Consider the following 26335-nt stretch of genomic DNA (forward strand, 5'->3'; position numbering starts at 1 on the left):
ATCGGGGAAATCTCCGATACCAATAGGGGGTGAGTAAGGGGTCATGCGGCACCATCGTCAAGAATGATCCGCAGCTTCGACAGCAGCTCGGAGCGAGACGTGGCATTCACGCGTCGACGGATGTGTGCGATGTGGTGTTCTGCGGTGCGAGGTGAGATGAAGATCGCCTCACCGATCTCGGCATAGGTCTTGCCCTGGATGACCAGCTCCGCGACTTCGCGCTCGCGTTCGCTGAGCACTTCATCGGTCGAGACGTCTGCGGCGGAACTCGCGGGTGCTGGCGATTCAGCACGCGGCGTTTCTCGCGGATGCAGCTCACGTGCACACGCGAGCAGGCGCGCGATGACCTTTCGGTCGTCGGATCGCCCCGCGCCATGGCCCGCGAGACGGGCGCCGTCCCACGCGAGACCTACCGACGCCAGACCGTGAGCGGCTACCTCGACTGCTTCAGGGTCGACATGCCCTGAGAGCACCGCCGTCCACACTCGACCCGCTTGCGCCATCATGGCGGCCAGACGGTTATGGGCGGCGGCAGCCACCAGCGCTTTCGCGTGAGGAGCCAGATCGGCAGGCCGATTCAGCAGGATGCCGCGCTGGATTCCGGCCCAGTGCAACGGCGCGCTCCACAGTGGCGGATCACCGAGATCGGCAACAATGCGCAGGCCGTTGTCGAAGGCGCGCTGCGCCCAGGCGATATCGCCGACGCGTGCCGCCGAGATGATGAGCTCGCCCAACGGCAAGAGGGTGTACAGGTCTGGTTCAGTGCGCTGCAGACGCGCCTTCACCGATTGCCACGCGCTCGCAAGCCCCGCAGAGTCTTCGTGGCGGCGCGCCAAGCCGACGGTTATCGCCGCGGCAAGCGCGTCGTCTCGTGGCGACAGCGTGTGGTCATTGGCGGTCGCGCGAGCTAATGCCTCGCGGGCGTCTGCGGGTCGTTCGCGCTGCAACGAGACCCAGGCGCACCACAGGTACAAGTGCGGCTGTTGGCGAGGGCCGCCCTGCTGGTCACGGATTGCATCGTGCACGATCGAGTGCGCAGCCGTCAGGTCGCCGACGCCGATTGCGGTGATCGCAGCGATAACGGCGGGCAACTCGGGTATCGGCGTCGAAGTGCGCGAGGCGGTGTACAGCTCTGAGGCTCGCGGCAGCTCGGTCAGCGCCGTCGTGGGAGCGTCATTGGTGAGCGTCGAGCGCAACCCACGCTCGAGCAGGTTCATCGTGATGGCGATTGTGGATGGCGCGGCGGCAGACTCAGGCTGCGCGTTGGTGTTGGTGTTGGTTTCAGTGCGGTGCGGCTGCGCTGAGAGGCGTCCGCTGCCGGCGGCTGCGAGAAACGCATGGGTGCGGCTGATCTCGTCGGTCAGCGCGAACGCGCGGTAGGTCTGATCGGCGAGCGGCATCATTCCGCGTTCTACCCACGATGACGCGGCGACATCGGCAACCAGCTGGCGCTGCGGGCAGTCAGAGGGGAACTCGCGACCATCGAGCAGCGTGCCGACGTCATCGAGCCGGCCAGCCGCCCACGCCGCGTAGACCCTGCCCGGCAGTGTTTCGGCATCGTCGGCGCCGCAGGCAAGCGCGCGGTCGTACAGCGCGGCGGCAAGATCGGGGTCGCTAGAGATGGTGCCGAGCGCGCGGGAAGCAAGCGCTTTCGCGAGTTCAGCGTCACGCACGCCCTCGAAGCCGACGGCGAGACCGGGATCGGGTACGTAGTCGATCGCGCCAGTTCGCACCAGCTCGACCAGCCGATGTGCTGGCATGCGCCGCCGCGCTGCCGCGGCCACCAAACGGGCGAGCAGTCCGTTGCGAAGCAGCAAGCCTTCGGCGCAGCCATAAGCGATCAGTTCGGGCGGCACCTCAGCGGCACCTCCGACGGCCAGGTCTTCAATCAGTCGGCTGAGCTCTGGGCTGACCAGGTCGAGCATGTGGGAAATTCGAAGCTCGATCGCGCGGTCGATTTCGTCGTGGTCTTCGCCGCCGCGACACGCGACACTCTCGTGTGCGGTTATGCAGGCGTGCGCAAGCCACGCTATTGCGCCGGTGTCGTGAATGACACGGTCTTCGCACCTCGCGGTGCCAGCGAGGCTTGCACGCACATCGCCAGGCATGGCGTCAGACAGCAACACTGTTTGCCCGGAGTGCTCGAGGCTGCGAACCAGCTCGGTGAGCTCTGCCGATGCGGGCCACGAACGGGCAGCGACAACGAGTGCAGAATCAGGATCTTCGGCGCGCGCAACCAGCTCACGCAACACCTCGTCGCCGAGCAGATGTGCATCGTCGACGAGAAGAACGTCAGCTGGGGGGATCGTGCCAATGTTCGTGTCGGCGCGCAGCCGCATGCTTGATCGCCCCCGCGCGGCGAGCAGCGATCGCACGCGCCGCAACGCGACGGACTTGCCAGACCCGGCGTTGCCCGAGAGCACGCCGCGCACTGCCGTCTCTTCGTCGACGGCGGTCAGAGCCGCGATCGCTCGTTCGACAGAGGAAAAGCGCAAACTCGTCGAGAGCACCGCCGTCGGTGCCGCCGGTGCGATGGTGCTCATCGCAAAACCTCGCAGGTGATGGCGCGCACGTCACTCACCGCCGGTGGGAGCGGGGGTTGACTCTGGTGCGGCGGCGGTTGGTGTGGCCGACGGCGTGGGATCTGGCTCAGGTTCGGGGGTCGGAGCAGGTTCCGGATCGGGGCTGGGTGCCGGTGCGGGGGTGGTCGGTGCCGACGTAGGCGACGGAGCGGGCACCGGGTCGGGTGCTGACGTCGGTTCTGGAGCGGGTTCCGGTGCGGGTGTGGTTGGTGATGGCGCCGTGGTCGGTGACGGAGTCGGCGGTGCGGGCGCCGTGGTCGGTTGGGGAGCCGGGGCGGCAGTCGGTTGCGACGGCGTCGCGGGTGACGAGGTTGACGGAGACGATGTCGACGGCGACGAAGACGACGAGGATGACGATGGCGAAGTGCTCGAACCCGAAGACGCCGCCCCCGTGGGGGAGGGAGACGAGGACGACGACTTGGGAGAACTGGACTTCGCGGGGGCCGTGGGTTGAAGTTCTGGAATCTGAGCGCTGGAGTTCGTGGTGCGCGGGGTCACGCGCGACGTCGGCGTCGTGCTGGTGACCGGCGCGTCGTTCGACTGCGGAGTGCGGGCTCGCGGCGGCCGCGCTGGTGAATCGGCGCTGGTGTCTGATTTCGCCTCGGCGCTGTCTTCGCTGTCGGTGTCACTCGCATCGTCGCCCTCGAGCGACGCCGCACCGGCACTGCTGGCGAGCTGCAGGCCGAGCCACTGTGGCAGCGACTCGGTCGATGTGTTTTTGTCTGCCAGATCGGCGCTGCCGAGGCCGGTCGCGCTCACCACGACCATCGAGCTCGCAAGCAGCAGCGAACCCGCGGCAATACTCACTGTGGCAGGCAGCCGCCTGAGCCAGCCGTACCCGGCGGGCTCTGCGACAGCGGGCTCCGCGGTGGCGGATTCGCTCGCGCCGGCCGGCGCAGCATCCATTCCGGTTGATACGATCGCGCCCGACGAGATCAGCGCTACCTCTGCTGAGATCTCGGCGAGCGAGCGGTGCTCTGCCAATGCGCGGGCAGCGCCCAGGGCGACGATTGCTTTCGGGTCGGTGTCGATGGCGATGGGTCGGTCGAACTGCTCAGAGAGCATTTGTGCGATGCGTGGAATGCGCGAAGAGCCGCCCGTCAGCAGAACCGCGTCAAGGTCGTCGGCTGCGAGCTGTGCGGTTTCAAGCGCATTCGCAAGAGTGTCGGCGGTGCGAGAGATTCCCGCGTCGATCATGTCTTCGAACTCGGCGCGGGTGATGCGCACGGTCGACGGGGACTGCCCGACGAGCACTGGCACGGCGGCTTCAGAGTCGAACGAGAGTGCTTCTTTCGCCTCAATGCACTCTCGGCGCAACGCAGCTAGCCCGATGCGGGCATCGGCGTTGGTTGAGAGCTCAGCACTCGACAAAGCCGCCGCCGCGATCACATGGCGCAACACAAGGTCGTCAAAGTCGGCGCCGCCGAAATCTGAGATGCCGCCGGGCTCGCCCACCAGGCGAACTTTGCCGCTTGGCTCTTTGCGCAAGATCGCAAGGTCGAATGTTCCGCCGCCGAGGTCGTAGACGGCGATCGCACGGCCCGTGTCGAGGGGAGAGGTCGACTCATAGTGATGAGCCGCCGCTTCGGGCTCGCTGATGAGCAGAATGTCGGCGGTGATCTCGCGACCGAGAGCGGTCGCGACGAGCTCCGAGCGGTATTCTCCCCACGTCGCCGGCACTGTCACACAGATCGCGGTGGGGTGGCTTCCTTCTCGTTCGGCCACAGCGTCAACGACCCATGCGACCGTGCGGGCGTAGAGATCTTCGGGAGCGAATCGCTCGCCACCGGCGACGATCGGCACATCGTCGCCGATGCGCCGTTTGAACTCGCGGATCAGCCGTTCTGGCTGCACCAGGCCGCGTCGTTCGGCGGCTTCGCCAAAGAGCAACTCACTATCAGTGACAAAGATCGCACTGGGCGCGCTGTCAGAATTGCGGCCGAGCGGAAATGATCTCGTGCGAACTTCTTGATCACCCTTGCAAACGGGCGCAATCGAAGCTGCTGTCCTGCTGGTACCTACATCAACGCCGAGTAGATAACCTTTGTTGCTCATGGTCCTCTCCCCCAGAGATCGGACGTGGGACTCCCCCCAACGCCTTTTCTACCACTTCGTTGTGCGCTTGACCAGGGTGGTCGAGCTTCTGCACGGTAGGAGTGTGATATTCGCCCACTGATACATCTCGCAAGACATTGATGTCGGTGGGGGAGCCGACAGAGAGGGGCCAAGAGTTGGCACTCGCGTTGCAAGAGTGCCAACGGTTCCCTAGACTTACCGTTAGCACTCTCAGTGTGTGGGTGCTAACGACTCTTTAGTCTCAAGGAAAGAAGAGGTAGACCGTGTCGGTTTCCATTAAGCCGCTCGAAGACCGCATCGTCATCAAGCAGGTCGAGGCCGAGCAGACCACTTCCAGCGGTCTGGTCATCCCCGACACCGCCAAGGAGAAGCCCCAGGAGGGCGAGGTCATGGCAGTGGGCCCGGGCCGCATCGACGACAACGGCAACCGCGTCCCGATGGACGTAGCCGTTGGTGACCGTGTCATCTACAGCAAGTACGGTGGCACCGAGGTCAAGTTCGGCGGAGACGAGTTCATCGTTCTGTCGGCTCGCGACGTTCTCGCAGTCGTCGTTCGCTAACTTCTCGCCTCGCGAGATCAGAGGGTCGGATGCTTCGGCATCCGGCCCTTTTGCGTGCGCGTGGTGCGGGGATACTCGCCACAACGCGCCGGGCGGCCGGGGTGGCGAAGCGGCAGGGGTAGCGGAGCGGCCGGGGTGGCGGAGTGGCCGGGGTGGCGGAGCGGCCGGGGTGGCGGAGCGGGCGGGGTAGCGGAGCGGGCGGGGTGGCGAAGTGGTCGGGCTGGCGAAACGGCCGGGGGTTTTGCCGACGCGCCGCGCTGCGGCATCCAATTGCCCGGATTCGGGTAAACCCCCGGCCGGTTTGTGCGGCGGCGGGCTGGCGAACGCGAGGGGCCGGCACACGCGACGGGCCAGCGAAACGGCCGGGGTGAGACACGTCCGGGCTAACGAAACGGCGGGGGTAGCGACAGGTTCGGGGTAACAAGCGGGCGGGGAGGCGAAGCGGGCGGGCTGGCGAAGCGGCCGGGCTGGCGAAACGGCCGGGGGTTTTGCCGACGCGCCGTGTTGCGGCATCCAATTGCCCGGATTCGGGTAAACCCCCGGCCGTTCTGCGCGGCGGCGCGCCGGCGAAAGCGAGGGGCAGTGAAGCGGCAGGGGTGGCGAAGCGGTCGGCCAGCGAAACGTCCGTGGCGGCGAAGCGAAGGGGCAGCGAAGCGACCAGGCTGGCGAAACGGCCGGGAGTTTCGCCGACGCGCCGCGTTGCGGCATCCAATTGCCCGGATTCGGGCAAACCCCCGGCCGTCTTGTGCGGCGGCGTGCCGGCGAAGCGAGGGGCAGCGAAGCGACAGGGGTGGCGAAGCGGTCGGCCAGCGAAACGTCCCGGGTGGCGAAGCGGCAGGGGTGGCGGAGCGACCGGGGTGACGAAGTGGTCGGGGTAGCGGAGTGGCCGGGGTGGCGGAGCGGCCGGGGTGGCGAAGCGACCGGGGTGGCGAAACGGCCGGGGGTTTTGCCGACGCGCCGTGTTGCGGCATCCAATTGCCCGGATTCGGGTAAACCCCCGGCCGTTCTGTGCGGCGGCGCGCCGGCGAAAGCGAGGGGCAGCGAAGCGGCAGGGGTGGCGAAGCGGTCGGCCAGCGAAACGTCCCGGGTGGCGAAGCGGCCGGTGTGGTGAAACGGCAGGGGTAGCAAGCGACTGGGGCGGTGAAGCGACCGGGGTGGCGAAGCGGCAGGGCCCGCGAAGCGACCGGGGTGGCGAAACGGCCGGGGGTTTTGCCGACGCGCCGCGTTGCGGCATCCAATTGCCCGGATTCGGGTAAACCCCCGGCCGTTCTGTGCGGCGGCGCGCCGGCGAAAGCGAGGGGCAGCGAAGCGGCAGGGGTGGCGAAGCAGTCGGCCAGCGAAACGTCCGGGGTGGCGGAGCGACCGGGGTGGCGAAGCGGTAGGGGCAGCGAAGCGACCGTGGTGGCGAAACGGCCGGGGGTTTTGCCGACGCGCCGCGCTGCGGCATCCAATTGCCCGGATTCGGGTAAACCCCCGGCCGTTTTGTGCGGTGGCGGGCCATCCGGCCGGGGAGTGAAGCGGCATTGGGCCCGGCGGAGCAGCAACGGCGCATAGGCTGACCCAGTGACACCTGATCCCGCCCGCGAACGCAGCCTCGGCGGGCTGTACGGTGTCTCGGCCTACCTGCTGTGGGGGCTGCTGCCGCTCTACTTTCTGCTGCTCGTTCCGACGGGGCCGTTTGAACTCGTCGCGTGGCGGGTCGCACTGTCGCTCGCCTTCTGCGCCTTGCTGATCGCGGTCACTCGCCGATGGTCGATGCTGTGGGCAATCATGCGGCAACCGCGGCTCATGGCTTTGACCGCGCTCGCCGGTGTGCTCATCTTCGTCAACTGGCAGGTGTTCATCATCGGAGCCTTGACCAACCACGTGATCGAGACGAGCCTCGGCTACTTCATCAACCCGATCTTCACCGTACTGCTCGGTGTGCTGGTGCTGCACGAGAAGCTGCGCATCACACAATGGATAGCCATCGGCATCGTCGCCCTCGCCGTCGTTGTGATTGTCGTCGGCTATGGCACCGTGCCGTGGATCGCGTTGCTGCTCACGGTGTCGTTCGGCTGCTACGGCTTCGTCAAGAAGAAGATCGGCCCCTCAGTGGATGCTGTCAGTGGCCTCACGCTCGAGACGATGTGGCTGATGCCCGTTGCCATCGTCATGCTCGCCGTCGTCGCCGCAACCGGCGGTTGGACGATGGGGCAGTACGGCTGGGAGCACGCCGCGTTGCTGAGCCTCGCCGGCGTCGTCACAGCGGTGCCGCTGCTGCTGTTCGCCAGCGCCACGCGTCGGGTGCCGCTCTCGGTCATCGGGCTGCTGCAGTTCATCACACCGATCATGCAGTTCTTGACCGGATGGCTGCTGCTGGGCGAGCCCATGCCGCTCGAGCGATGGATCGGGTTCGGCCTGGTGTGGCTTGCCCTTACGCTGCTCACCATTGACTCATTCGCTGCCGGCCAGCGCTCGCGGCGGCGGCCCGCTGCCGCGCCGGTGGGAGAAGTGATCTGACGCAGGCTCAGCGCACGAGGCGGGCGATCGCCTGCGACGCTTCGGTGATCTTCGCGTCGGCTTCGGCGCCGCCGACTTTGGCAGCATCCACTACACAATGCCGCAGGTGATCTTCTAGCAAGCCCAGCGCGACGGCTTCAAGAGCGCTCGTCATCGCACTCACCTGCGTGAGGATGTCGATGCAGTACTTCTCGTCATCGATCATCTTGTGAATGCCGCGGGCTTGACCCTCGATGCGCTTCAGCCGGTTGAGGTACTTGTCTTTGTCAGTGATGTAGCCGTGGTGAGCATGGGCTTCGGCGGACGTCTGCCTATCGGTCATCATGCAGTCCTTTTCTCAGGGTCTGTCAGGGCGCGGCTGCGAAATGAACGCAGCCGCAAGCTGTTGCCCACGACGAACACGCTCGAGAGAGCCATCGCGGCTCCGGCGATCATCGGGTTGAGCAGGCCGAGCGCCGCCAGCGGAATCGCGGCCACGTTGTAGGCGAAGGCCCAGAACAGGTTGACCTTGATCGTGCCGAGCGTCGAGCGTGACAGCCGAATCGCGTCGGCTGCGCTTCGCAGATCGCCGCGAACCAGAGTGATGTCAGACGCTTCGATCGCCGCGTCGGTGCCGGTTCCCATCGCGAGCCCCAGATCTGCCTGAGCGAGCGCGGCAGCATCGTTGACTCCGTCGCCGACCATCGCCACCACATGCCCCTCGGCCTGCAGCGACTTGACCACGTCGACCTTGTCTTGGGGCAGCACTTCAGCGGTGATGCGGTCGATCCCCACCTGGTCGGCCACGCTTTGCGCCACGGCCGCATTGTCGCCGGTCAGCAGCACCGGGGTGAGGCCGAGTGCCTTCAGCTGTGAGATCGCCTCGCGGCTCGTGGGCTTGAGCTGGTCGGCGACCGCCAGCATCCCTCGCGCTTCACCATCCCACCCGACCAGCACGGCAGTCTTGCCGTTGGCTTCTGCAGACCGCTTCGCCTCGGCGAGACCCGCGGGAATCTGCATCGACCAATCGGCCAGCAGCGCGGCAGTGCCGGCGATAACCGCGTGCGAGTCGACGACGCCCGAGACGCCCTTGCCGGCAGCGCTGTGGAACGACTCGACGCCGGGCAGAACTCCGGTCTCGTCTTCGGCTGCGCGGGCGATGGCGCGAGCGATCGGGTGCTCTGATGCGTTCTCGAGAGCACCCGCGAAGCGCAACAGTTCACTTCGAGTGGATGCTGCACCCTCACCCGCCAGCACGACATCATCGAGCGCCATGCGGCCCGACGTCACCGTGCCGGTCTTGTCGAGCACGATGGTGTCGACGCGGCGAGTTGATTCGAGGATCTCGGGGCCCTTGATGAGGATGCCCAACTGCGCACCGCGACCAGTGCCCACCAGCAACGCGGTCGGCGTCGCCAGGCCCAGCGCACACGGGCAAGCGATGATCAGCACGGCGACTGCGGCGGTGATCGCCATCGAGGCAGAGAAGCCGAGCAGCATCCATGTGGCAAACGTGCCGGCCGCAATTACGAGCACGATCGGAACGAAGACACCCGAGATGCGGTCGGCGAGGCGCTGCACGTCTGCCTTGCCTGACTGCGCCTGTTCGACGAGCCGAGCCATCTGTGCGAGTTGGGTGTCATTGCCCACGCGCGTTGCGCGAACGACAATTCGACCGCCGGCGTTGACCGTTGCGCCGACCACCGCATCGCCGGGGGCGACCTCGACCGGCATCGATTCGCCGGTGACCATTGACGCGTCCACAGCCGAGGTGCCGGCAGAAACGACGCCATCGGTGGCGATCTTCTCACCGGGTCGCACGACGAACTCATCTCCGACGCGCACCTCCGCAATCGGGATGCGCACTTCGCGCTGCGCGCCATCGGCCGCCGTGCGCAGCACCGCAGCATCCTTCGCCCCGATATCGAGCAGAGCGCGAAGCGCGGAACCCGCGCGCCGTTTGGAGCGCACTTCGAAGTACCGACCCGCGAGCAAGAACATGGTGACGCCGGCGGCAACTTCGAGGTAGATGTCGCCCGCGCCGTCGGAGGGCTGAATCGTCCACTCGAAGGTGTGGGTCATGCCCGGCATGCCGGCGTCGCCGAAGAAGAGGGCATAGAGCGACCACAAGAATGCCGCCGAGACGCCAATCGATACGAGGGTGTCCATCGTGGCCGCGCCGTGTCGCAGATTGATCCACGCGGCTCGGTGGAAGGGCCATGCGGCCCACACGACGACGGGTGCGGCGAGCGCCAGTGATGCCCACTGCCAGTACGTGAACTGCAGCGCCGGAATCATCGCCAGAGCGATCACGGGCACGGCGAGCACCACCGATCCGATCAGCCGCTGGCGCAGACTCTCAAGCTCCTCGTCGCGCGGCGTCTCATCGGGGTTCACGGGCGCAGCAGGAAGCGTCGCGCTGTAGCCGGTCTGTTCGACCGTGGCGATCAGCGCCTGCGGGTCGAGGGCACTGTCAGCGGTGACCACCGCCTTCTCGGTTGCGAAGTTCACCGAGGCGGTCACGCCGTCGATGCGATTGAGCTTCTTCTCGATGCGGTTGGCGCATGAGGCGCACGTCATTCCGCCGATCTCAAGCTCGACACGGGTCAGGGGAGCACTTGACGGGCTCGACATCAGCTGCGCGCGGCTTCGTAGCCCGCCTCGTCTACGGCGGCGATCACGGCAGCGTCATCGACGGGCGCGGAAGATTCAACAGTCAGGATGCCGCTGGCCGCGGTGACCTCGACGGCCTGAACTCCAGCCACCTTGACCACTTCTTCACGAACCGCTGCTTCGCAATGCCCGCACGTCATGCCGGTCACGCTGTACTCAGTCGTTGTCATTGGGGACTCCTTTCGCACGTGGCTACCCTAGGGGGGTATCTACGTCTGTCAACACTACGCGCGTAGCGTGCATTCCCTGCCGAAAGGTGAAAATTCCATTTGATCTCGGCGTTGTAACGATTGGCACGCGAAACACATCGTTAACGAAAGGCAACATTGCGGAAGCCTTAGCGCGGCTAGGTTTGACTGCACTGGGTGTGCGCCCGAGTCGCGCCCGAGTCAAACACAGCAAGGAGCAACATGAGCGTCTTCATTCGTTCGCGTGCCGGCAAGGTCCTCGGCGGCATCGCCGCGGTCGGCGTCAGCGCCCTCTTCCTGGCAGGCTGCTCGAGCAGCACGGAAGAGACCACAGACCCGGCGACTCCCTCAGAGTCGCTGAGCCTCAAGATCGGTACGGCACTGCCCCAGACCGGCAACCTCGCCTTCCTCGGCCCGCCCGAAGAAGCAGGTGTCGCATACGCGATGTCGGAAATCAACATGTCGACCGAAGACACCGGTCTCGACCTGGACGTCGTCTACGGTGACTCCGGTGACCTCGACAACAAGGCATACGAGGTTGAGATCCCGCGTCTGCTCGGTGAGAACGTCTCGGCGATCCTCGGTGCAGCATCTTCGGGTGTCTCGCTTCAGTTCATCGACCAGGTCACCGGCGCTGGCGTAATCCAGTTCTCGCCTGCCAACACGTCAGACGCGTTCACCACGTACGACGACGGCGGCCTGTACTTCCGCACCGCGCCTTCGGACGTTCTGCAGGGTGAGGTTCTCGGTAACCTCATCGCTGAAGACGGACACCAGACGCTCGGCATGATCGTGCTGAACGACTCGTACGGCACCGGACTCGCCAAGTACGTTACCGAGGCTTTCGAAGCCGCCGGCGGCGAGGTTGTCGCGCAGCCCACCTACAACACGGGTGACACCACGTTCGACGCTCAGATCTCTGAGGTTCTCGCAGCCGACCCCGACGCGATCGCGCTGATCACGTTCGAAGAGGTCAAGACGATGCTCCCGAGCGTCATCGCTGACTTCCCGGCTGAAGACCTCTACTTCGTCGATGGCAACCTGGCCAACTTCGGCGACGAGCTGCCAGAGGGTTCACTCACCGGCGCGAAGGGCACCCTGCCCGGTCTGACGATCGACACGCTCGGTGACTTCACCAGCGCGCTCGACACGTTCCTGACCGACGAGGGTGGCGAGCCGCTCACCGAGTACAGCTACGCGGCAGAGTCCTACGACGCCACCATCCTGCTGGCACTTGCCAGCCTGGCTGCAGGTTCGACCGACTCCGCAGCGATCGCCGAGAAGCTCATCGAAGTTTCTGGTGGTTCAGGAGACGGCGAAACGTGCACCAGCTTCGCTGAGTGTGCAGAGATCATCGTCGGAGGCGGCGTTGCTGACTACGACGGCGTTTCTGGCCCGATCACGTTCGATGAGGCCGGCGACCCGACCCAGGCATCGATCGGTATCTACCAGTTCGGTGACGACAACAACTACGCAGGCTACGAGGGCTAATACCCCCTCGCAGGCTGAAGGGCCCCGAGTCTTCGGACTCGGGGCCCTTTGTCGTGCGGCGCGCTGTTGGACGGGCAAAGCAATGGGGTGGGATGCCGCAGCATCCCACCCCAAAAAACGTCGGCTCAGGCGCCCAGGGTGCCGAGGTACAACTCGGTGACCTTCGCGTCGTGCAATAGTTCGCGCCCGCTGCCCGTATAGGCGTCGCGGCCCTGGTCGAGCACATAGGCACGGTCACAGATCTGCAGGCAGCGGCGAGCGTTCTGCTCGACCATGATGCAGGTCACGCCTGCCTTGTTGATCTCAGACACGCGGATGAACGCTTCGTCCTGGCGGACGGGAGACAACCCGGCGGAGGGCTCGTCAAGCAGGAGAACCTTCGGATCCATCATGAGCGCGCGGCCCATCGCGACCATCTGGCGCTCACCACCAGAGAGCGACCCGGCGCGCTGTTTGAGACGCTGGCCCAGCTCGGCGAAGATTCCGGTTACGAACTCAAGGCGCTCGTCGTAGATTTTGGGGTTCTGGTACAACCCCATCTGAAGGTTCTCTTCGATCGTCAGGCTGGGAAACACGTTGTTTGTCTGCGGAATGAAGCCCACTCCGCGCGAGACCAGCTGGTTCGCCCGCAGGTGCGTGATGTCTTGGCCATCAAGCAACACCTCGCCGCTGCGGATGTTGACCTGCCCGAACATCGCCTTCAGCAGCGTGGACTTGCCCGCGCCGTTGGGGCCGATGATGCCGATCAGCTCGCCCTGGTTCGCGACCAGGTTGCAGCCGTTGAGAATGTTGACACCCGGAAGATAGCCCGCGTGCACATCTTTGATGAGTACAACAGGGGTTTCGGTGGCGGTCGTGCTCACTTCGAGTCCTCCTGGTTGTGAGAGCTGGACGGTTCGGCGGGCTTTGCCGCTGCGCCTTCCTCTTCAGCAATGCCGTCGGCCACCAGAGCGTCAGCGCTTGCTGACGCCGAGGCCTCGGGGCTCGCGGAGGGATCAGCATCCTGAATGTCGATACGACCAGTGACCACGCCCAGATCGAGCTCTTGGTGGGCTCCGAGGTAGGCGTCGATCACCGCGGGGTTCTTCATCACCTCGTGCGGGTCGCCTTCGGCGACCACGCGGCCTTCGGCCATCACGACCACCCAGTCGGCGATGTGTCGAACCATGTGCATGTCGTGCTCGACGAACAGCACGGTCATGCCGTCGTCCTTGAGGTTCAAGATGTGATCGAGCAGCGATTGCGTCAGCGCCGGATTCACACCAGCCATCGGCTCGTCGAGCATGACCAGCGTGGGCACCGTCATGAGCGCACGTGCCATTTCGAGAAGCTTGCGCTGCCCGCCCGAGAGCGATGCGGCAAAATCATCTGCCTTCGCGTCGAGTTTGAAGCGCTGCAGCAGTTCCATGGCCTGGTCTTCAAGGTCGTCGTCTTGCTTGCGCCACAGAGCCGGGATCAGGCTCGCCCAGAACTTCTCACCCTTCTGGTTCTTCGCACCGAGCTTCATGTTCTCCATGACGGTGAGAAGGCCCAGAGCCTTGGTGAGCTGGAAGGTGCGCACCAGACCCATACGAGCGACCTTGTAGGCCGAGACGCCAGAGAGGTCGTGGCCGTCGTAGCTCCACTTGCCCTCGTTGGGCTGGTCGAAACCCGTGAGCAGGTTGAACAGCGTAGTTTTACCCGCACCGTTCGGACCGATCAGAGCCGTGATCGCGCCACGGGGAATCTCGAGATGGTCTACGTCGACAGCGTGCACGCCGCCGAACGAGCGGCGAACATTGTCGGCGATGATGATCGGATCGACCTTGGCGCAGCCCGGAGCAGCCTCGCCAACGTGCAGGCCCGTGGTTTTCGCGCGGGCGACAGGGGCAGTCATCGTGCTTTCAGTGGGAGCGCTGTCTTCGCTTGGTCCACCTGGCATCTGATCACTTGACAAAGGTCAGCTCCTTCTTGTTGCCGAGGATGCCCTGCGGCATGAAGATCACCAGAAGCATGAGCGCTATACCCACCAGGATGTAGCGCACCGTACTTGCCTGAATCTCGGTCATGAACGGAAGGTAGCCCGCCTTGACCATTGCCGGAAGAACGTTGCTGAGGAACGTCTGCAGCGCCCAGAAGATCAGCGACCCGAGAACCGGTCCGAAAACCGTCGCGGCGCCACCGAGCAGAAGCGCGGTCCAGATGAAGAACGTCAGCGAGGTGACGTACACGCCGGGGCTGACCGCTCGTTCGAGCGAGATGATGATGCCACCCGCCGCGGCGAGCATGCCACCCAGAACCAGCGACTGCAGCTTGTAGGCGAAGACGTTCTTGCCGAGCGAGCGCACGGCGTCTTCGTCTTCACGGATGCCGCGCAGTGCGCGACCCCACGGGCTGCGAACCAGCAGCCACACGATCAGCACACCGATCGCCAGCGTGATGATGCCCACGATGCGCACCCACCATGCCGTGCCGTTGTACTCCCACGGGCCGAAGCCGTAAGTCTTCGTCGGGTCGAGCGGGTTGAAGTCTTGGAAGCTGCCCTGGTAGCCGCTGAGGCCATCGGCAGAACCGGTGACGTCGTCGAATGCGGTGGTGAGGAACAGCAGCCTGACGACCTCGGCCGCGGCAATCGTGACGATAGCCAAATAGTCACCGCGCAGTCGCAGGGTAGGTATACCCAGGATCAACGCGAAGACACCCGAGGCGATGAGGCCGGTGAGGGCGGCGAGCCACCAGGGGAACGCGAACATGAGGCTTGTAATCGCGAAGCCGTAGGCGCCGACGGCCATGAAGCCCGCGATGCCCATGTTGATGAGGCCGGTGTAACCGAAGTGCATCGCCAGCCCGAGCGCAGCCAGGGCGTACCCGAGCGTGGCGGGGCTGATGATCGATGACGCGGTGTTCGAGAGAATCTGTATCCAGTCCATGAATCGCCCTTAACCTATTCTCTCGCTGCGACCCAGGATGCCCTGTGGTCGGAACAGCAGAATCACAATGAGGATGAGGAGCGCGCTCGCGTACTTGAGATCGGCGGGAATCCAGAGGCTTGAAGTCTCCACCAGGATTCCGACGATCAGTGCGCCAACCAGCGCGCCGTAGGCGGTGCCGAGGCCACCCAGAACCACCGCGGCGAACATGAGCAGCAGCAGCTGGGCTCCCATGTCCCACTTGATGCCGGGGCGGTAGTAGGCGAACAAGATTCCCGCGAGGCCGGCGAGCGATCCAGCGACGATCCAAACCACGCGAACCACGTGGTCGACGTCAATGCCAGACGCTGCCGCGAGCGACGGGTTGTCTGAGATGGCGCGCGTGGCCTTGCCGAGCCGCGAACGGTTCAACCAGAGAGCGAAGATCACGATCACCACGATCGAGATGGCGATAGACACCATGTCGATGACGCTCATTGAGACGGAACCGAACAGGTCGAATCTCGGTGCATTGCCTCCGGGCAGCTGAACTGTGCCGCCACCGATCATGTACTGGAAGATGTAGCGAAGCGCGAGCGACAGGCCAATGCTGACGATCATCAGCTGCACTACGCCGACCCTTCGTCTTCGCAGGGGTCTCCATATGATCATGTCGAGCACGAGGCCGAACACACCGCTCAGTACGATCGCGAGCGGATAGCCGAGCCACCAGGGCAGCGCCAAACTGGCTGGCCCCACGATCAAAAAGCCCGCTATTGCGCCAAAGGTGACCATCTCGCCGTGCGCGAAGTTGGAAATACCCGTCGTGCCGTACACGAGGGTCAGGCCAACCGCGCCGAGAGCGAGCATCAGTCCGAACGAGACACCCTGCACGAGGCGTTGCACCAGCTGGTCGAAGAAGCTGGTGACGTTTCGTTCACCCTCGCCGATGAAGAAGTTGACGCTGAGACGGCCACCCTGCCCCATCTCGGCTTCTTTGACGTTCGGGGTGTCGCTCTCTTCGTCGACAACCGCGATGCCTTCGGGCAGCGTGTTCTCGTCGAGCGTGACGGTGTAGACCTCGCCGCGCTCGGGAACTTGGGCGCTCCATTGGCCGTTCTCATCGGTTTCGACTTCTTGAAGACCGCCGGGGCCGTCAACAGTCAGCACGATACCTTCGAGTGGCTCGCCGTCGAGTTGCACGTTTCCGCTGATTCGATAGGGATCGTCTTCCGCCGCCAGCGCGGGCGCTGAGGTGACGAAAATGCCACAAAAGACAATGAATAAAGCTATGAGTGCAGATATGGCGCGGATGCGACTTAGACGCGATCCGGCCTCAATCGTTGGCCTCACTGAACCTCCCAGTCCGGCTCATGCATGCCGACGCTCGGGTCGCTTCGGCCATGAATGACGACGCTACGACCCTAATGTGTCCTGAGTGTTTCGTGCACGCACCTTTCGAGAACCTTGCTAAATCGTGATGAGACCTTGAATAAGTTCACGAGCGCAGGAATAATCGCGCGTTCGCACGGTTTATGATCGGTACTGGCGCGCAGAGGCGCAACCGGCACTCGCCGACACCCTCGATATTGCGCCAACGAGCGCGGGAGAACCTATGGAGCACAACGACCCGTTCGGTTTCGTCGGATTGACCTATGACGATGTCTTGCTCCTGCCGGGGCACACTGACGTCATTCCCAGCGAAGCGGATACGTCGTCGCGTGTGACTCGCCGGATCACCGTGGCCACACCGCTTATCTCGAGTGCCATGGATACCGTCACCGAGACCCGCATGGCCATCGCTGTTGCTCGCGAAGGCGGACTCGGAATCATTCACCGCAACGTGTCGATTGCCGACCAGGCGTCGATGGTTGACCGCGTGAAGCGCAGCGAGTCTGGCATGATCACCGACCCCATCACAACAACGCCAGAGACGACGATCGAAGAAGTCGACAACCTGTGCGCCACCTACCGCATCTCGGGGCTGCCGGTCATCGACGATGACGGCATTCTCGTGGGCATCGTCACCAACCGCGACATGCGATTCGTCTCGGGATTTGAACGTCAGACAACGCTCGTCAAAGACGTGATGACCACCGAGGGTCTGATCACGGCCAAGGTGGGTATCGGCGCGAACGATGTGCTTGCGACGTTTGCCAAACACCGGGTCGAGAAGCTTCCGCTCATCGACGACGACGGCAAGCTCGCCGGTCTCATCACGATCAAAGACTTCGACAAGAGCGAGAAGTACCCGCTCGCCACAAAAGACGAGCAAGGACGCCTTCGCGTTGGTGCCGCCATCGGGTTCTTCGGCGACGCGTGGGAGCGCGCCGAAGCGCTGCGTGATGTCGGGGTTGACGTACTTGTCGTTGACACCGCAAACGGACAGTCAGCAGGAGTCATCGATCTGGTGACGCGGCTGAAGGCAGACTCGAGCTTCGATCACATCGATGTGATCGGCGGCAACGTCGCGACGCGCGAGGGCGCTCAAGCACTCATCGATGCGGGCGTTGACGCGGTCAAGGTCGGGGTCGGCCCGGGATCGATCTGCACGACGCGCGTTGTTGCAGGCGTGGGTGTGCCCCAGGTCACCGCCGTCTACGAGGCGTTCCTCGCCGCGCGGGAGGCCGGAATTCCGGTCATCGCCGATGGCGGATTGCAGTACTCGGGCGACATCGCCAAGGCGATCGTTGCGGGCGCCGATTCCGTCATGATCGGCTCGCTGTTCGCTGGCACCGATGAGAGCCCCGGCGAAGTGGTCTTCGTAGGGGGAAAGCAGTTCAAGCAGTACCGAGGCATGGGGTCGCTCGGCGCGATGCAGACTCGCGGTCAGAAGACCTCGTATTCGAAAGACCGCTATTTTCAAGCGGATGTGCCCAACGACGACAAGCTGATTCCTGAGGGCATCGAAGGTCAGGTCGCCTACCGCGGCCCGGTGTCGGCTGTCGCCTATCAGCTCGTCGGTGGGCTTCGTCAGTCGATGTTCTACGTGGGCGCTCGCACCATCGAAGAGCTCAAGGCGAAGGGCAAGTTCGTGCGCATCACCGCTGCCGGGCTCAAAGAGTCGCACCCGCATGACGTGCAGATCGTCGTAGAGGCGCCCAACTACCGCAAATAGCGGATGGTGGGGACCCAAGGGGTAGCAGATGTCGGCCCCCGGGCGTATCGTCTGCCGCATGTGCCGGAACATCCACACCCTTCACAACTTCGAGCCCGCCGCGACGGACGAAGAAGTGCACGCCGCCGCGCTGCAGTACGTGAGAAAGATCGCGGGAACCTCGAAGCCCAGTCAGGCCAACCAAGAGGCGTTCGACAAGGCGGTGCACGAGATCGCGCACATCACACAGCATCTGCTCGATGACCTCGTGACAAATGCGCCACCGAAGAATCGCGAAGAAGAAGCGGCGAAGGCCCGCGCGCGGGCGGTGGCGTCGGGTCGCTACTCGGCCGCGTAGCGCCAGTGGCTGCAGCATCCATCGTCTGGTGGTCTGTGTTTTTGAGGAGCCGACTAGGCTGAGAGGGTGAGCATGGAGATCGAAATCGGCCGCGCTAAGCGCGCGCGACGCGCATTCACCTTCGACGACATCGCGGTGGTGCCCTCGCGGCGCACGCGAAACCCCGAAGACGTATCGACGGCGTGGTCGATCGATGCGTTCCAATTCGACATTCCCGTGATGGGCGCGCCGATGGACTCGGTAGTGAGCCCGCAGACCGCCATCATGCTCGGTCAGCTCGGTGGGCTCGGGGTGCTCGACCTCGAAGGACTGTGGACGCGATACGACGACCCCACGCCGTTCCTCAGCGAGATCGCTGCGCTCGATAAGGCTGCGGCGACACGTCGCATGCAGGAGCTCTACGCCGAGCCGATCAAACCCGAGCTCGTGCGCGACCGACTGGCCGAGATTCGGGCCGCGGGCGTCACCGTTGCCGGTTCGCTCACCCCGCAGCGCACGCAGGACCTATACGAAACCGTGGTCGCCGCTGGGGTCGACCTGTTTGTGATCCGTGGCACGACAGTGTCAGCCGAGCATGTCTCATCGGTCGACGAGCCGTTGAACCTCAAGAAGTTCATCTACGACCTCGATGTTCCGGTGATCGTCGGCGGGGCCGCGACCTACACCGCAGCCCTTCACCTGATGCGCACTGGTGCGGCGGGTGTGCTCGTCGGATTCGGCGGAGGCGCAGCATCCACCACTCGCGTGACCCTCGGCCTGCATGCGCCGATGGCGACCGCGGTGGCTGACGTCGCCGGTGCTCGTCGCGACTATCTCGACGAATCGGGCGGGCGCTACGTGCACGTCATCGCCGATGGCGGCGTGGGAACTTCTGGCGACATCGTCAAGGCCCTCGCCATGGGCGCAGACGCGGTCATGCTCGGCGTTGCGCTCGCTCGGGCCACGGATGCTCCCGGCCAGGGCTACCACTGGGGACCAGAAGCTCACCACGCACAGCTGCCGCGCGGTCGGCGAGTGGCAGTGGACCAGGTGGGCACGCTCGAAGAGGTGCTGTATGGGCCGGCTCCGGTCGCCGACGGCACCGCGAATCTCATCGGCGCGCTTCGCAAGTCGATGGCCACGACCGGGTATTCCGACCTCAAGGAGTTCCAGCGCGTCGAGGTCGTCGTCGCGCCCTACGCCAACCGGTGACTCCGGTGAACGGTGACCCTGCGCGGGGTGCTGGTGGTGCGGATGCTGACTTGAGTGGTTCGGGGCGTTCGGGTGCTGGTGCAGACGCTGGTTTGAGCGGTTCGGGTAGCGCTGGCGTAGACGCTGGTGCGGGTTCCGTTGACGGTGACTTGAGCGGTTCCGCTTCGACGAGCACGAGCACGAGCACGAGCACGAGCACGAGCACGAGCGCAGAACCAGCAGCAGTGCCACGCAGCCTCCTCATCCCAGAGGTCTTTCCGCCGACTCTGCGTGAGGTCATGCTGCGGCGGGAGTGGCTGGGTCTGCTCGCACTGTGCCTCATCGTGGCGGGAGTTTTCGCGTGGCTCGGCCAATGGCAGCTCGATCGGGCGATTGATACGAATCCTCCGCCGGCGGGTGCGACCGAAGAGGTCTTGCCGCTCGACGAGGTGGCCGGCCCAGGGGAGTATCTGCCAGAACCGCTCGTCGGGCAGCGAGTCGAAACGCAGGGCGTGTGGGTGCCCGGCGACTTTCTGATCATCTCGTCACGTTTCAACGATGGCGCGGAAGGCTATTGGGTCACCGGGCAGTTGCGGCTGGACAACACTGATGTGGCCACTTCGGTTGCGGTGGCGATTGGTTGGGCTGCCAGCGAAGAAGAAGCACTCGCGGCGGCGGAACAGCTCGAAGAGGATGCCGCGGTGCCCGCGTCATACGTCATCACGGGACGGCTGATTTCAGATGAAACGCCCGCGTTGCCCCCGCACGACGGCGATCCGCAAGCAATGTCTTCGCTGTCGACGGCCGCACTGCTAAGTCAGTGGCACGACATTGAAGGCCTCGACGTCTATCGCCAGTACATCGCATCTGTCGAGCCGCTCGCTGGGCTGGTCGCGATTTCGTCACCCGCGCCAGAGCTGGCCAACCCGATCAACTGGCTGAACATCTTCTATGCCGCCGAGTGGGCGATCTTCGGTGGCTTCGCCTTCTACCTCTGGTATCGCCTCGCGAAGGACCAGTGGGAGAAAGAGGTCGAAGACCTCGAAGACGCCGCCGCTGCAGCTGCTGGGTGACGCGGGCGTTTGCTCGGGCGTTGGGTGACGCGTTGCGCTGGGTTTACGCGTTGCGCTGGGTTTACGCGTTGTGCTGGGTGACGCGTTGCGCTGGGTGACGTGATGGGCTGGGTGACGCGTTGCGCTGGGTGGCGGCACTGGTGCTGCTGACTGCTGGGTCACGATTTTGCTGGTCGACTGCCGCACGGCGTTGACGTATCGTGCCGGTTGACTGACTCTGCCGGCTGACCGCTGCTACTGCCGAAGCAGCGCCCATTTCTCGCCGAAACATGAGTTCGTGCACCAGACCGGGCGCCGTGCGCCCTGTGTCGTGCACGAAGTCATGTCTCGCTACTTCTGGCACCCGGCGCTCCTGCTGGCTCCCGGCGCTCTTTCTGGCTCCCGGCGCTACTTCTGGCACCCGTCACGCTTTCTGGCGCCCGTCGCGCTGCGTCAGCGCGCGGTTGTGCGTGCATTGCGAAGGATGCTGTCGATCGCAGGTTCCGCTGGCCGTAGGCGCGGTACGCCCGCACCCGAGAGAATCCTGTCGAGGCCGCGCGGATGCCATACGTCTGCCCATCCCCAGCGCGCCACGCGATGCGTGACGCGGAGTAGCGACACCTCACGGGCGCGCTCCTGGCGAATGGTCTGCTCCGTCGGCGCGTAGCCCCCGTGGTGCTTGGCTTCGCCGTCAGCTTCTCCAACGATGTTCACCGAGCGCCAGAAGAAGTCAACGCGCGAAGTGCGCTCTTCGAGCGTGAAGGCGATCTGCAACTCAGGCTGCTCGTAGCCGAGATAGGTGATGACCACTCGGCTGATGCTTTCGAGTACAGACTCGGAACGAGCGTCGGCCAGTTCGAGAGCTGCGCGCGCGTTGCGAACGCCACGTTGATTTTTCTGCGAGTCGATGCGCTCTTGCATCGCGATGAGCGTGACTCCCCGATCGATGGCCGCGTCAACCACCGCAACAGCGAGCGCCAGCGGCAGCACTCGAATCAAATCCACCGTGGTATCCAGTACTGATGTCGCCCGGACACCGTCGACGCGTACGACTTCGCGCCCGTCAACACTGGCGTGAACCGTGACGTCGCTATGGCGGTAGCTGCCTCTGGCCGTAGGCGAGTGCAGGTGGATGCGAGGTGTCCCGAACACAGGAAGGCCATGGACAGCAGCAGCGGACTCGAGCGCGAATATGGGATTGTCCAGCGATAAGGATGCTGCGCGCACGCGCTCGCGATAGCGCTGAGCCGGCTGCAAAGTCAGCCACCACGCGCTGTCAACGTAGATGCCTCTTCGAAGGCGCACCGTTTCGCCAGACTGCTCCCTTATGCGGGCGAACCGGTGGCTCCGCAGCATCTTCTCGCCGTGGTCGCTCATCGCTCCAGCATTGCCTGGCGCAGCATCCATCGAAGAGCGAATGTTCGAGTGGGGAGTGGCGACCTCTCGCGCACCCACTGTGGAGGAGCCCGCGGCCATCATTCGCAACGGCGAGACATGACTTGGTGCGTGAGACAGGCCGCAAGGGGACCTGTTTCGAGCACGGCGTGCCGTGTCGTTGGGGTGAGCGAGGTGGGTGGGGCGTGTGGGCTTCAGGATGCTGCGGGTCGCGGTGGTGCGAGCTGCGAGCAGTGTGTGGTGGGCGTGGTGCTCGCGGTCGGCGGGTCGCGGTGGGCGTGTCGGCAGCGAGACATGACTTGGTACGTGAGACAGGCCGCACGGGGACCTGTTTCGTGCACGGCGTGCCGTGTCGTTGGGGTGAGCGAGGTGGGTGGGGCGTGTGGGCTTCAGGATGCTGCGGGTCGCGGTGGTGCGAGCTGCGAGCAGTGTGTGGTGGGCGTGGTGCTCGCGGTCGGCGGGTCGCGGTGGGCGTGTCGGCAGCGAGACATGACTTGGTGCGTGAGACAGGCCGCACGGGGACCTGTTTCGTGCACGGAGTGCCGTGTCGGCGCGGAGGGCTGGGGAGGCGCAGCCCTCCGGCGCGGGTAGAGCAACGCAGCGGGTGTGGCAACGCAGCGGGTGTGGCAACGATGCGGGTGCGGGTCGCGGTCGGTGTGTCGGCGGCGAGACATGACTTGGTGCGTGAGACAGGCCGCACGGGGACCTGTTTTGAGCACGGAGTGCCGTGTCGGCGCGGAGGGCTGGGGAAGCGCAGCCCGGCTGCGCGCGTGGGGCAACGCTGCGGCTACTGCACAGCGCGCGTGCGGCATGCTGCGGCTACGGCACGCCGCGGGTACGGCAACTTGCGAAACGCGATGCGGAGCGGGGTTCGGGCTAGAGGATCTGGCCGATGGGCTCGCGCTTTTCGGCTTGAAAGCGGTCTTCGGTGCGGCCGCGGGCCCAGTATCCCGACAGCGAGACCTGCTCGCGAGGGAGCGCCCGCTCATCGAACAGCGCGCGGCGCAGCGCCTTCATCGACTCGCGCTCACCGTGCACGAATGCGTCAACCCGACCTTCGCGCCACTCAAGCGACCGCACCGCGTCGGCCAGGCACTCGACCTCGTGGGCCGCGTTGGTGATCCAGCGCACGTTCACTCCCGCTGGCGCTGCCAGCTCGAGCGCGGCATCATCAGCATCCACTTCGATGATGGCCTCACCGATCGCGTCAGCAGGCAACGACTCAAGTGCGGCAGCGATTGCGGGCACCGCCGATAGATCGCCCACGAAGAGGTGCCAATCAGCGTCGACGTTCGGAGTGAACCCACCGCCCGGGCCGATGAAGCTGATCTTCTCGCCGACTTCGACGTTTGATGCCCAAGGGCCAGCAAGCCCCTCGTCGCAGTGCACGACGAAGTCCACCTCGAGTGTTCCCGCCTCGGCGTTCACCCGCCGCACCGTGTAAGTGCGGGTGACGGGATGCGACTCGGGCTCGGGCGTTGTGAACTTGAACTTGAGGTACTTGTCGGTTTCTACGCGGTCGTGAAACTGATCGAAGCCGTCACCCCCGAGGGTGATTCGCACGAGGTAGGGCGAAAGCCGCTGGGTCTCGATGACCACAAGTTCGATCGACGGTCGCGGAGCGCGGGGACTGGTACGAGATGCGAGAGCCATTGCCTCCACGTTACCCGGCACGCCTGCGGCGCGGGGCCTCAACAATGCGCCGTCAGCGTAGCGTCACGGCTCGCGGCATGTGCGCGCAAAGGGAACAGCGCGCCTAGCGCTCGACGCCATGCGATGGGGCGCCCCATGCGACGCGGCGCCCACGACGCACAAACACCCACCCCCGCACACAAGCACCCGCGTGCAGCCACACAAGCACCCGCCACACAAGTAACGCCACGCAAGCAACGCCACGCACGCAACGCCACGCACGCACCCCCGCGTGCGCACGAGCACCCGCGGTCCTGCGCGAGGCGAGCCCCAACACGCACGCGGGTAGACTGGACCGCATGCCCCGTGCCCCGAAACTCGCTTCTTTCCCGGCGATTCGCGGAGCCCTGAAGTTCTATCAGGTGTGCTCCGTCATCACGGGTGTCGGCCTTTTGCTGCTGTGCGCAGAGATGGTGCTCAAGTACACCCCGCTTCACGTCGAGCTCTTCCTCGGCGGATCAGGCGGATTCCTGTGGTTCGCCCCGGTTGTCGAGGGCGTCGACGGGCTCGTTTCGACGGGCGACGGCCTCAACCTCTCGCTCGGCATTCTGGTCGTGCACGGCTGGTTCTACGTCGTATACCTCTTCGCTTGCTTCCGCATGTGGAGCCTCATGCGCTGGAACATCGTGCGCCTTGCCACCCTCGCCGCGGGCGGCGTGATTCCCTTCCTCTCGTTCTTCATGGAGGCCAGAGTTGGCCGCGAAGTGAAGACCTACCTCGACGAGCGTGAGGCTGCTGAGCACCACACTCGTTCCGAGCACTCCTCTCTTACCCACGCCATCCCGACGGAGAACAAGCGTTGACACAGCAGACTGAAACCGAACAGCGGCCCGTTCTTGTCGTCGACTTCGGCGCGCAGTACGCCCAACTGATCGCACGTCGCGTGCGCGAAGCGGGCGTCTACAGCGAAATCGTGCCGCACACGGCGACAGCGGCAGAATTCGCCGCGAAGAACCCGGTCGGCATCATTTTGTCGGGCGGACCGTCGTCGGTCTATGAAGAAGGCGCCCCCTCGCTCGACGCTGGTGTCTTCGAACTCGGCGTTCCCACGCTCGGTATTTGTTACGGCTTTCAGGTCATGGCGCAGGCTCTCGGCGGAGTGGTTTCGCAGACCGGCCTTCGCGAGTATGGGGCGACGGATGCTGTCGTCTCAGGTGACGGCGGAACCTTGCTCGCCGGTCAGCCAGGCACGCAGAACGTATGGATGAGCCACGGAGACCAGGTCTCGAAAGCACCCGAGGGCTTTGACGTTCTCGCGTCGACGTCGGCCACGCAGGTTGCTGCCTTCGGCAACGATGTGAAGCGCTTCTATGGTGTGCAGTGGCATCCCGAGGTGAAGCACTCCGACCACGGGCAGGCCGTGCTGGAAAACTTCTTGCACCGCGCAGCGGGGCTTCCTGCCGACTGGAACAGCGGCAACGTCATCGCCGAGCAGGTCGCAAAGATTCGCGAACAGGTCGGCACCGGCCGTGTGATCTGCGGGTTGTCGGGCGGCGTCGATTCGGCGGTCGCAGCCGCGATCGTTCACGAAGCTGTCGGTGACCAGCTGGTCTGCATCTTCGTTGACCACGGGCTGCTGCGAAAGGACGAGCGCGAACAGGTCGAGCAGGACTATGTCGCATCCACCGGTGTGCGCCTCGTCACCATCGACGCGCGCGAGCAGTTCTTGAGTGCGCTCGCCGGCGTCAGCGACCCCGAGCAGAAGCGCAAGATCATCGGACGCGAGTTCATTCGTTCGTTCGAAGCTGCAGAGAAGGCGCTGATTGCTGAGGCCGCGGCCGACGGTGAGCCGATCCGCTTCTTGGTGCAGGGCACGCTGTACCCCGACGTTGTCGAGTCAGGCGGCGGCACCGGAACCGCAAACATCAAGAGCCACCACAACGTGGGCGGGCTGCCTGAAGACCTGCAGTTCGAGTTGGTTGAGCCGCTGCGCACCCTCTTCAAAGATGAGGTGCGCGCAATTGGCCGCGAGCTCGGCCTGCCCGAGGTGATCGTCGGGCGTCAGCCGTTTCCGGGGCCAGGTCTTGGCATCCGGATCGTCGGTGAGGTTACCGCTGACCGTCTCGCGATTCTGCAGGATGCCGACGCCATCGCCCGCGAAGAGCTGACCAAGGCAGGCCTCGACAATGAGATCTGGCAGTGCCCGGTCGTGCTGCTTGCCGACGTTCGTTCGGTGGGCGTGCAGGGCGACGGTCGCACCTACGGGCACCCGATCGTGCTTCGCCCGGTATCGAGCGAAGACGCGATGACCGCCGACTGGACGCGGCTGCCTTACGACGTGCTGTCGAAGATCTCCAATCGCATCACCAACGAGGTGCGCGACATCAACCGCGTCGTGCTCGACGTCACGTCGAAGCCGCCGGGAACCATCGAGTGGGAGTAGTCGCGCGGTAGCGCGACGTGCGCGGCGTTGTGCTCGTGCGCGGCGTTTGCGTGGAGTCGTGCTTGCGCGGGGTTGACGGGGCACGCGATGCGCGCGGGTGCAGGCGACGGTAGCGCGACATGCGGATGTTGCGCGACCGACGTGTGCGAGTGTCGCGCGACGTGTGCCGCGCTACGAGTGCCTCACACTGCTCGACGAGCGCGCCGGGTCGTGGTCGGTGCGCGGTCGCAGCCGACGCGCGCGCAGCGC

At 64.9% G+C, this 26335-nt stretch carries 21 protein-coding genes; 10 read left to right on the forward strand and 11 right to left on the reverse strand.

The window, feature by feature from the left end; genetic code table 11:
• Positions 1-41 precede the first annotated feature (41 nt).
• Positions 42-2543 carry a LuxR C-terminal-related transcriptional regulator gene (locus WDU96_RS10615; protein WP_337338493.1) on the reverse strand — a complete coding sequence of 834 codons (2502 nt, stop codon included), beginning with the start codon at positions 2541-2543 and terminating at the stop codon, positions 42-44.
• A gap of 30 nt (positions 2544-2573) precedes the next feature.
• A complete protein-coding gene (locus WDU96_RS10620) occupies positions 2574-4637 on the reverse strand; it encodes an Hsp70 family protein (RefSeq protein ID WP_337338494.1) in 2064 nt (687 codons plus the stop codon).
• 284 nt (positions 4638-4921) lie between these two features.
• On the opposite strand from WDU96_RS10620, the gene groES reads away from it, so the two are divergent.
• Together groES and rarD are read left to right on the forward strand one after the other, a co-directional pair.
• Positions 4922-5218: a co-chaperone GroES gene (groES, locus tag WDU96_RS10625; protein WP_337338495.1), complete on the forward strand. Its 297-nt coding sequence runs from the start codon at positions 4922-4924 to the stop codon at positions 5216-5218.
• A 1563-nt stretch (positions 5219-6781) separates the two neighbouring features.
• On the forward strand, positions 6782-7720 hold the full coding sequence (gene rarD, locus WDU96_RS10630; protein WP_337338496.1) for an EamA family transporter RarD: 939 nt from the start codon (positions 6782-6784) through the stop codon (positions 7718-7720).
• Between the two features lie 7 nt (positions 7721-7727).
• On the opposite strand, the gene WDU96_RS10635 is transcribed toward rarD, so the two are convergent.
• From WDU96_RS10635 to WDU96_RS10645, 3 genes are read right to left on the reverse strand one after another with little or no spacing between them, the layout of a single operon-like run.
• Positions 7728-8042: a metal-sensitive transcriptional regulator gene (locus WDU96_RS10635; protein ID WP_337338497.1), complete on the reverse strand. Its 315-nt coding sequence runs from the start codon at positions 8040-8042 to the stop codon at positions 7728-7730.
• On the reverse strand, positions 8042-10333 hold the full coding sequence (locus WDU96_RS10640) for a heavy metal translocating P-type ATPase (RefSeq protein ID WP_337338498.1): 2292 nt from the start codon (positions 10331-10333) through the stop codon (positions 8042-8044). Before WDU96_RS10640 ends, WDU96_RS10635 begins: the two co-directional genes overlap by 1 nt.
• Complete coding sequence (locus WDU96_RS10645) at positions 10333-10542, reverse strand: heavy-metal-associated domain-containing protein (protein ID WP_337338499.1); 210 nt, start codon at positions 10540-10542, stop codon at positions 10333-10335. The genes WDU96_RS10640 and WDU96_RS10645 overlap by 1 nt, the downstream gene beginning before the upstream one ends.
• Positions 10543-10782: 240 nt before the next feature.
• Between WDU96_RS10645 and WDU96_RS10650 the strand changes: the two genes are divergently transcribed.
• Positions 10783-12051 (forward strand): ABC transporter substrate-binding protein, encoded by a 1269-nt coding sequence (locus WDU96_RS10650; RefSeq protein ID WP_337338500.1) that lies wholly within the window; start codon positions 10783-10785, stop codon positions 12049-12051.
• A gap of 125 nt (positions 12052-12176) precedes the next feature.
• Here WDU96_RS10650 and WDU96_RS10655 read toward each other — a convergent pair whose 3' ends face one another.
• The 4 genes from WDU96_RS10655 to WDU96_RS10670 are packed head-to-tail and all read right to left on the reverse strand — an operon-like array spanning position 12177 to position 16292.
• Positions 12177-12914, reverse strand: coding sequence for an ABC transporter ATP-binding protein (locus WDU96_RS10655; protein WP_337338501.1), 738 nt, complete (start codon positions 12912-12914; stop codon positions 12177-12179).
• A complete protein-coding gene (locus WDU96_RS10660; protein ID WP_337338502.1) occupies positions 12911-13927 on the reverse strand; it encodes an ABC transporter ATP-binding protein in 1017 nt (338 codons plus the stop codon). The genes WDU96_RS10655 and WDU96_RS10660 overlap by 4 nt, the downstream gene beginning before the upstream one ends.
• A gap of 49 nt (positions 13928-13976) precedes the next feature.
• A complete protein-coding gene (locus tag WDU96_RS10665; RefSeq protein WP_337338503.1) occupies positions 13977-14960 on the reverse strand; it encodes a branched-chain amino acid ABC transporter permease in 984 nt (327 codons plus the stop codon).
• A 9-nt stretch (positions 14961-14969) separates the two neighbouring features.
• Positions 14970-16292, reverse strand: a complete 1323-nt coding sequence (locus WDU96_RS10670; protein ID WP_337338504.1) for a branched-chain amino acid ABC transporter permease — start codon at positions 16290-16292, stop codon at positions 14970-14972.
• A 262-nt stretch (positions 16293-16554) separates the two neighbouring features.
• Between WDU96_RS10670 and guaB the strand changes: the two genes are divergently transcribed.
• The 4 genes from guaB to WDU96_RS10690 all read left to right on the forward strand — a co-directional run bounded on the left by guaB (position 16555) and on the right by WDU96_RS10690 (position 20637).
• Positions 16555-18057, forward strand: a complete 1503-nt coding sequence (guaB, locus tag WDU96_RS10675) for an IMP dehydrogenase (RefSeq protein ID WP_337338505.1) — start codon at positions 16555-16557, stop codon at positions 18055-18057.
• A gap of 58 nt (positions 18058-18115) precedes the next feature.
• Positions 18116-18394 (forward strand): DUF2277 domain-containing protein, encoded by a 279-nt coding sequence (locus WDU96_RS10680; RefSeq protein WP_337338506.1) that lies wholly within the window; start codon positions 18116-18118, stop codon positions 18392-18394.
• A 72-nt stretch (positions 18395-18466) separates the two neighbouring features.
• On the forward strand, positions 18467-19585 hold the full coding sequence (locus WDU96_RS10685) for a GuaB3 family IMP dehydrogenase-related protein (RefSeq protein ID WP_337338680.1): 1119 nt from the start codon (positions 18467-18469) through the stop codon (positions 19583-19585).
• Between the two features lie 5 nt (positions 19586-19590).
• Positions 19591-20637, forward strand: coding sequence for an SURF1 family protein (locus WDU96_RS10690; protein ID WP_337338507.1), 1047 nt, complete (start codon positions 19591-19593; stop codon positions 20635-20637).
• 432 nt (positions 20638-21069) lie between these two features.
• Here the strand turns inward: WDU96_RS10690 and WDU96_RS10695 are convergent, their stop codons facing one another.
• Complete coding sequence (locus WDU96_RS10695; RefSeq protein WP_337338508.1) at positions 21070-21921, reverse strand: hypothetical protein; 852 nt, start codon at positions 21919-21921, stop codon at positions 21070-21072.
• Between the two features lie 22 nt (positions 21922-21943).
• On the opposite strand from WDU96_RS10695, the gene WDU96_RS10700 reads away from it, so the two are divergent.
• Complete coding sequence (locus WDU96_RS10700) at positions 21944-22114, forward strand: hypothetical protein (RefSeq protein ID WP_337338509.1); 171 nt, start codon at positions 21944-21946, stop codon at positions 22112-22114.
• A 773-nt stretch (positions 22115-22887) separates the two neighbouring features.
• Here WDU96_RS10700 and WDU96_RS10705 read toward each other — a convergent pair.
• Positions 22888-23664, reverse strand: coding sequence for a siderophore-interacting protein (locus WDU96_RS10705; RefSeq protein ID WP_337338510.1), 777 nt, complete (start codon positions 23662-23664; stop codon positions 22888-22890).
• Positions 23665-24002: 338 nt separating this feature from the next.
• Here WDU96_RS10705 and WDU96_RS10710 point away from each other — a divergent pair, with 338 nt between their 5' ends.
• Both WDU96_RS10710 and guaA read left to right on the forward strand, forming a co-directional pair.
• Positions 24003-24506 carry a DUF3817 domain-containing protein gene (locus WDU96_RS10710; protein ID WP_337338511.1) on the forward strand — a complete coding sequence of 168 codons (504 nt, stop codon included), beginning with the start codon at positions 24003-24005 and terminating at the stop codon, positions 24504-24506.
• The gene (gene guaA / locus WDU96_RS10715; protein ID WP_337338512.1) at positions 24503-26086 is read left to right on the forward strand and encodes a glutamine-hydrolyzing GMP synthase; all 1584 of its coding nucleotides are present in this window, start codon (positions 24503-24505) and stop codon (positions 26084-26086) included. Before WDU96_RS10710 ends, guaA begins: the two co-directional genes overlap by 4 nt.
• Positions 26087-26335: the final 249 nt, after the last annotated feature.

Origin of the sequence: Microbacterium marmarense (assembly GCF_037204165.1) — a bacterium.
Classification (GTDB): Bacteria; Actinomycetota; Actinomycetes; order Actinomycetales; family Microbacteriaceae; genus Microbacterium; species Microbacterium marmarense.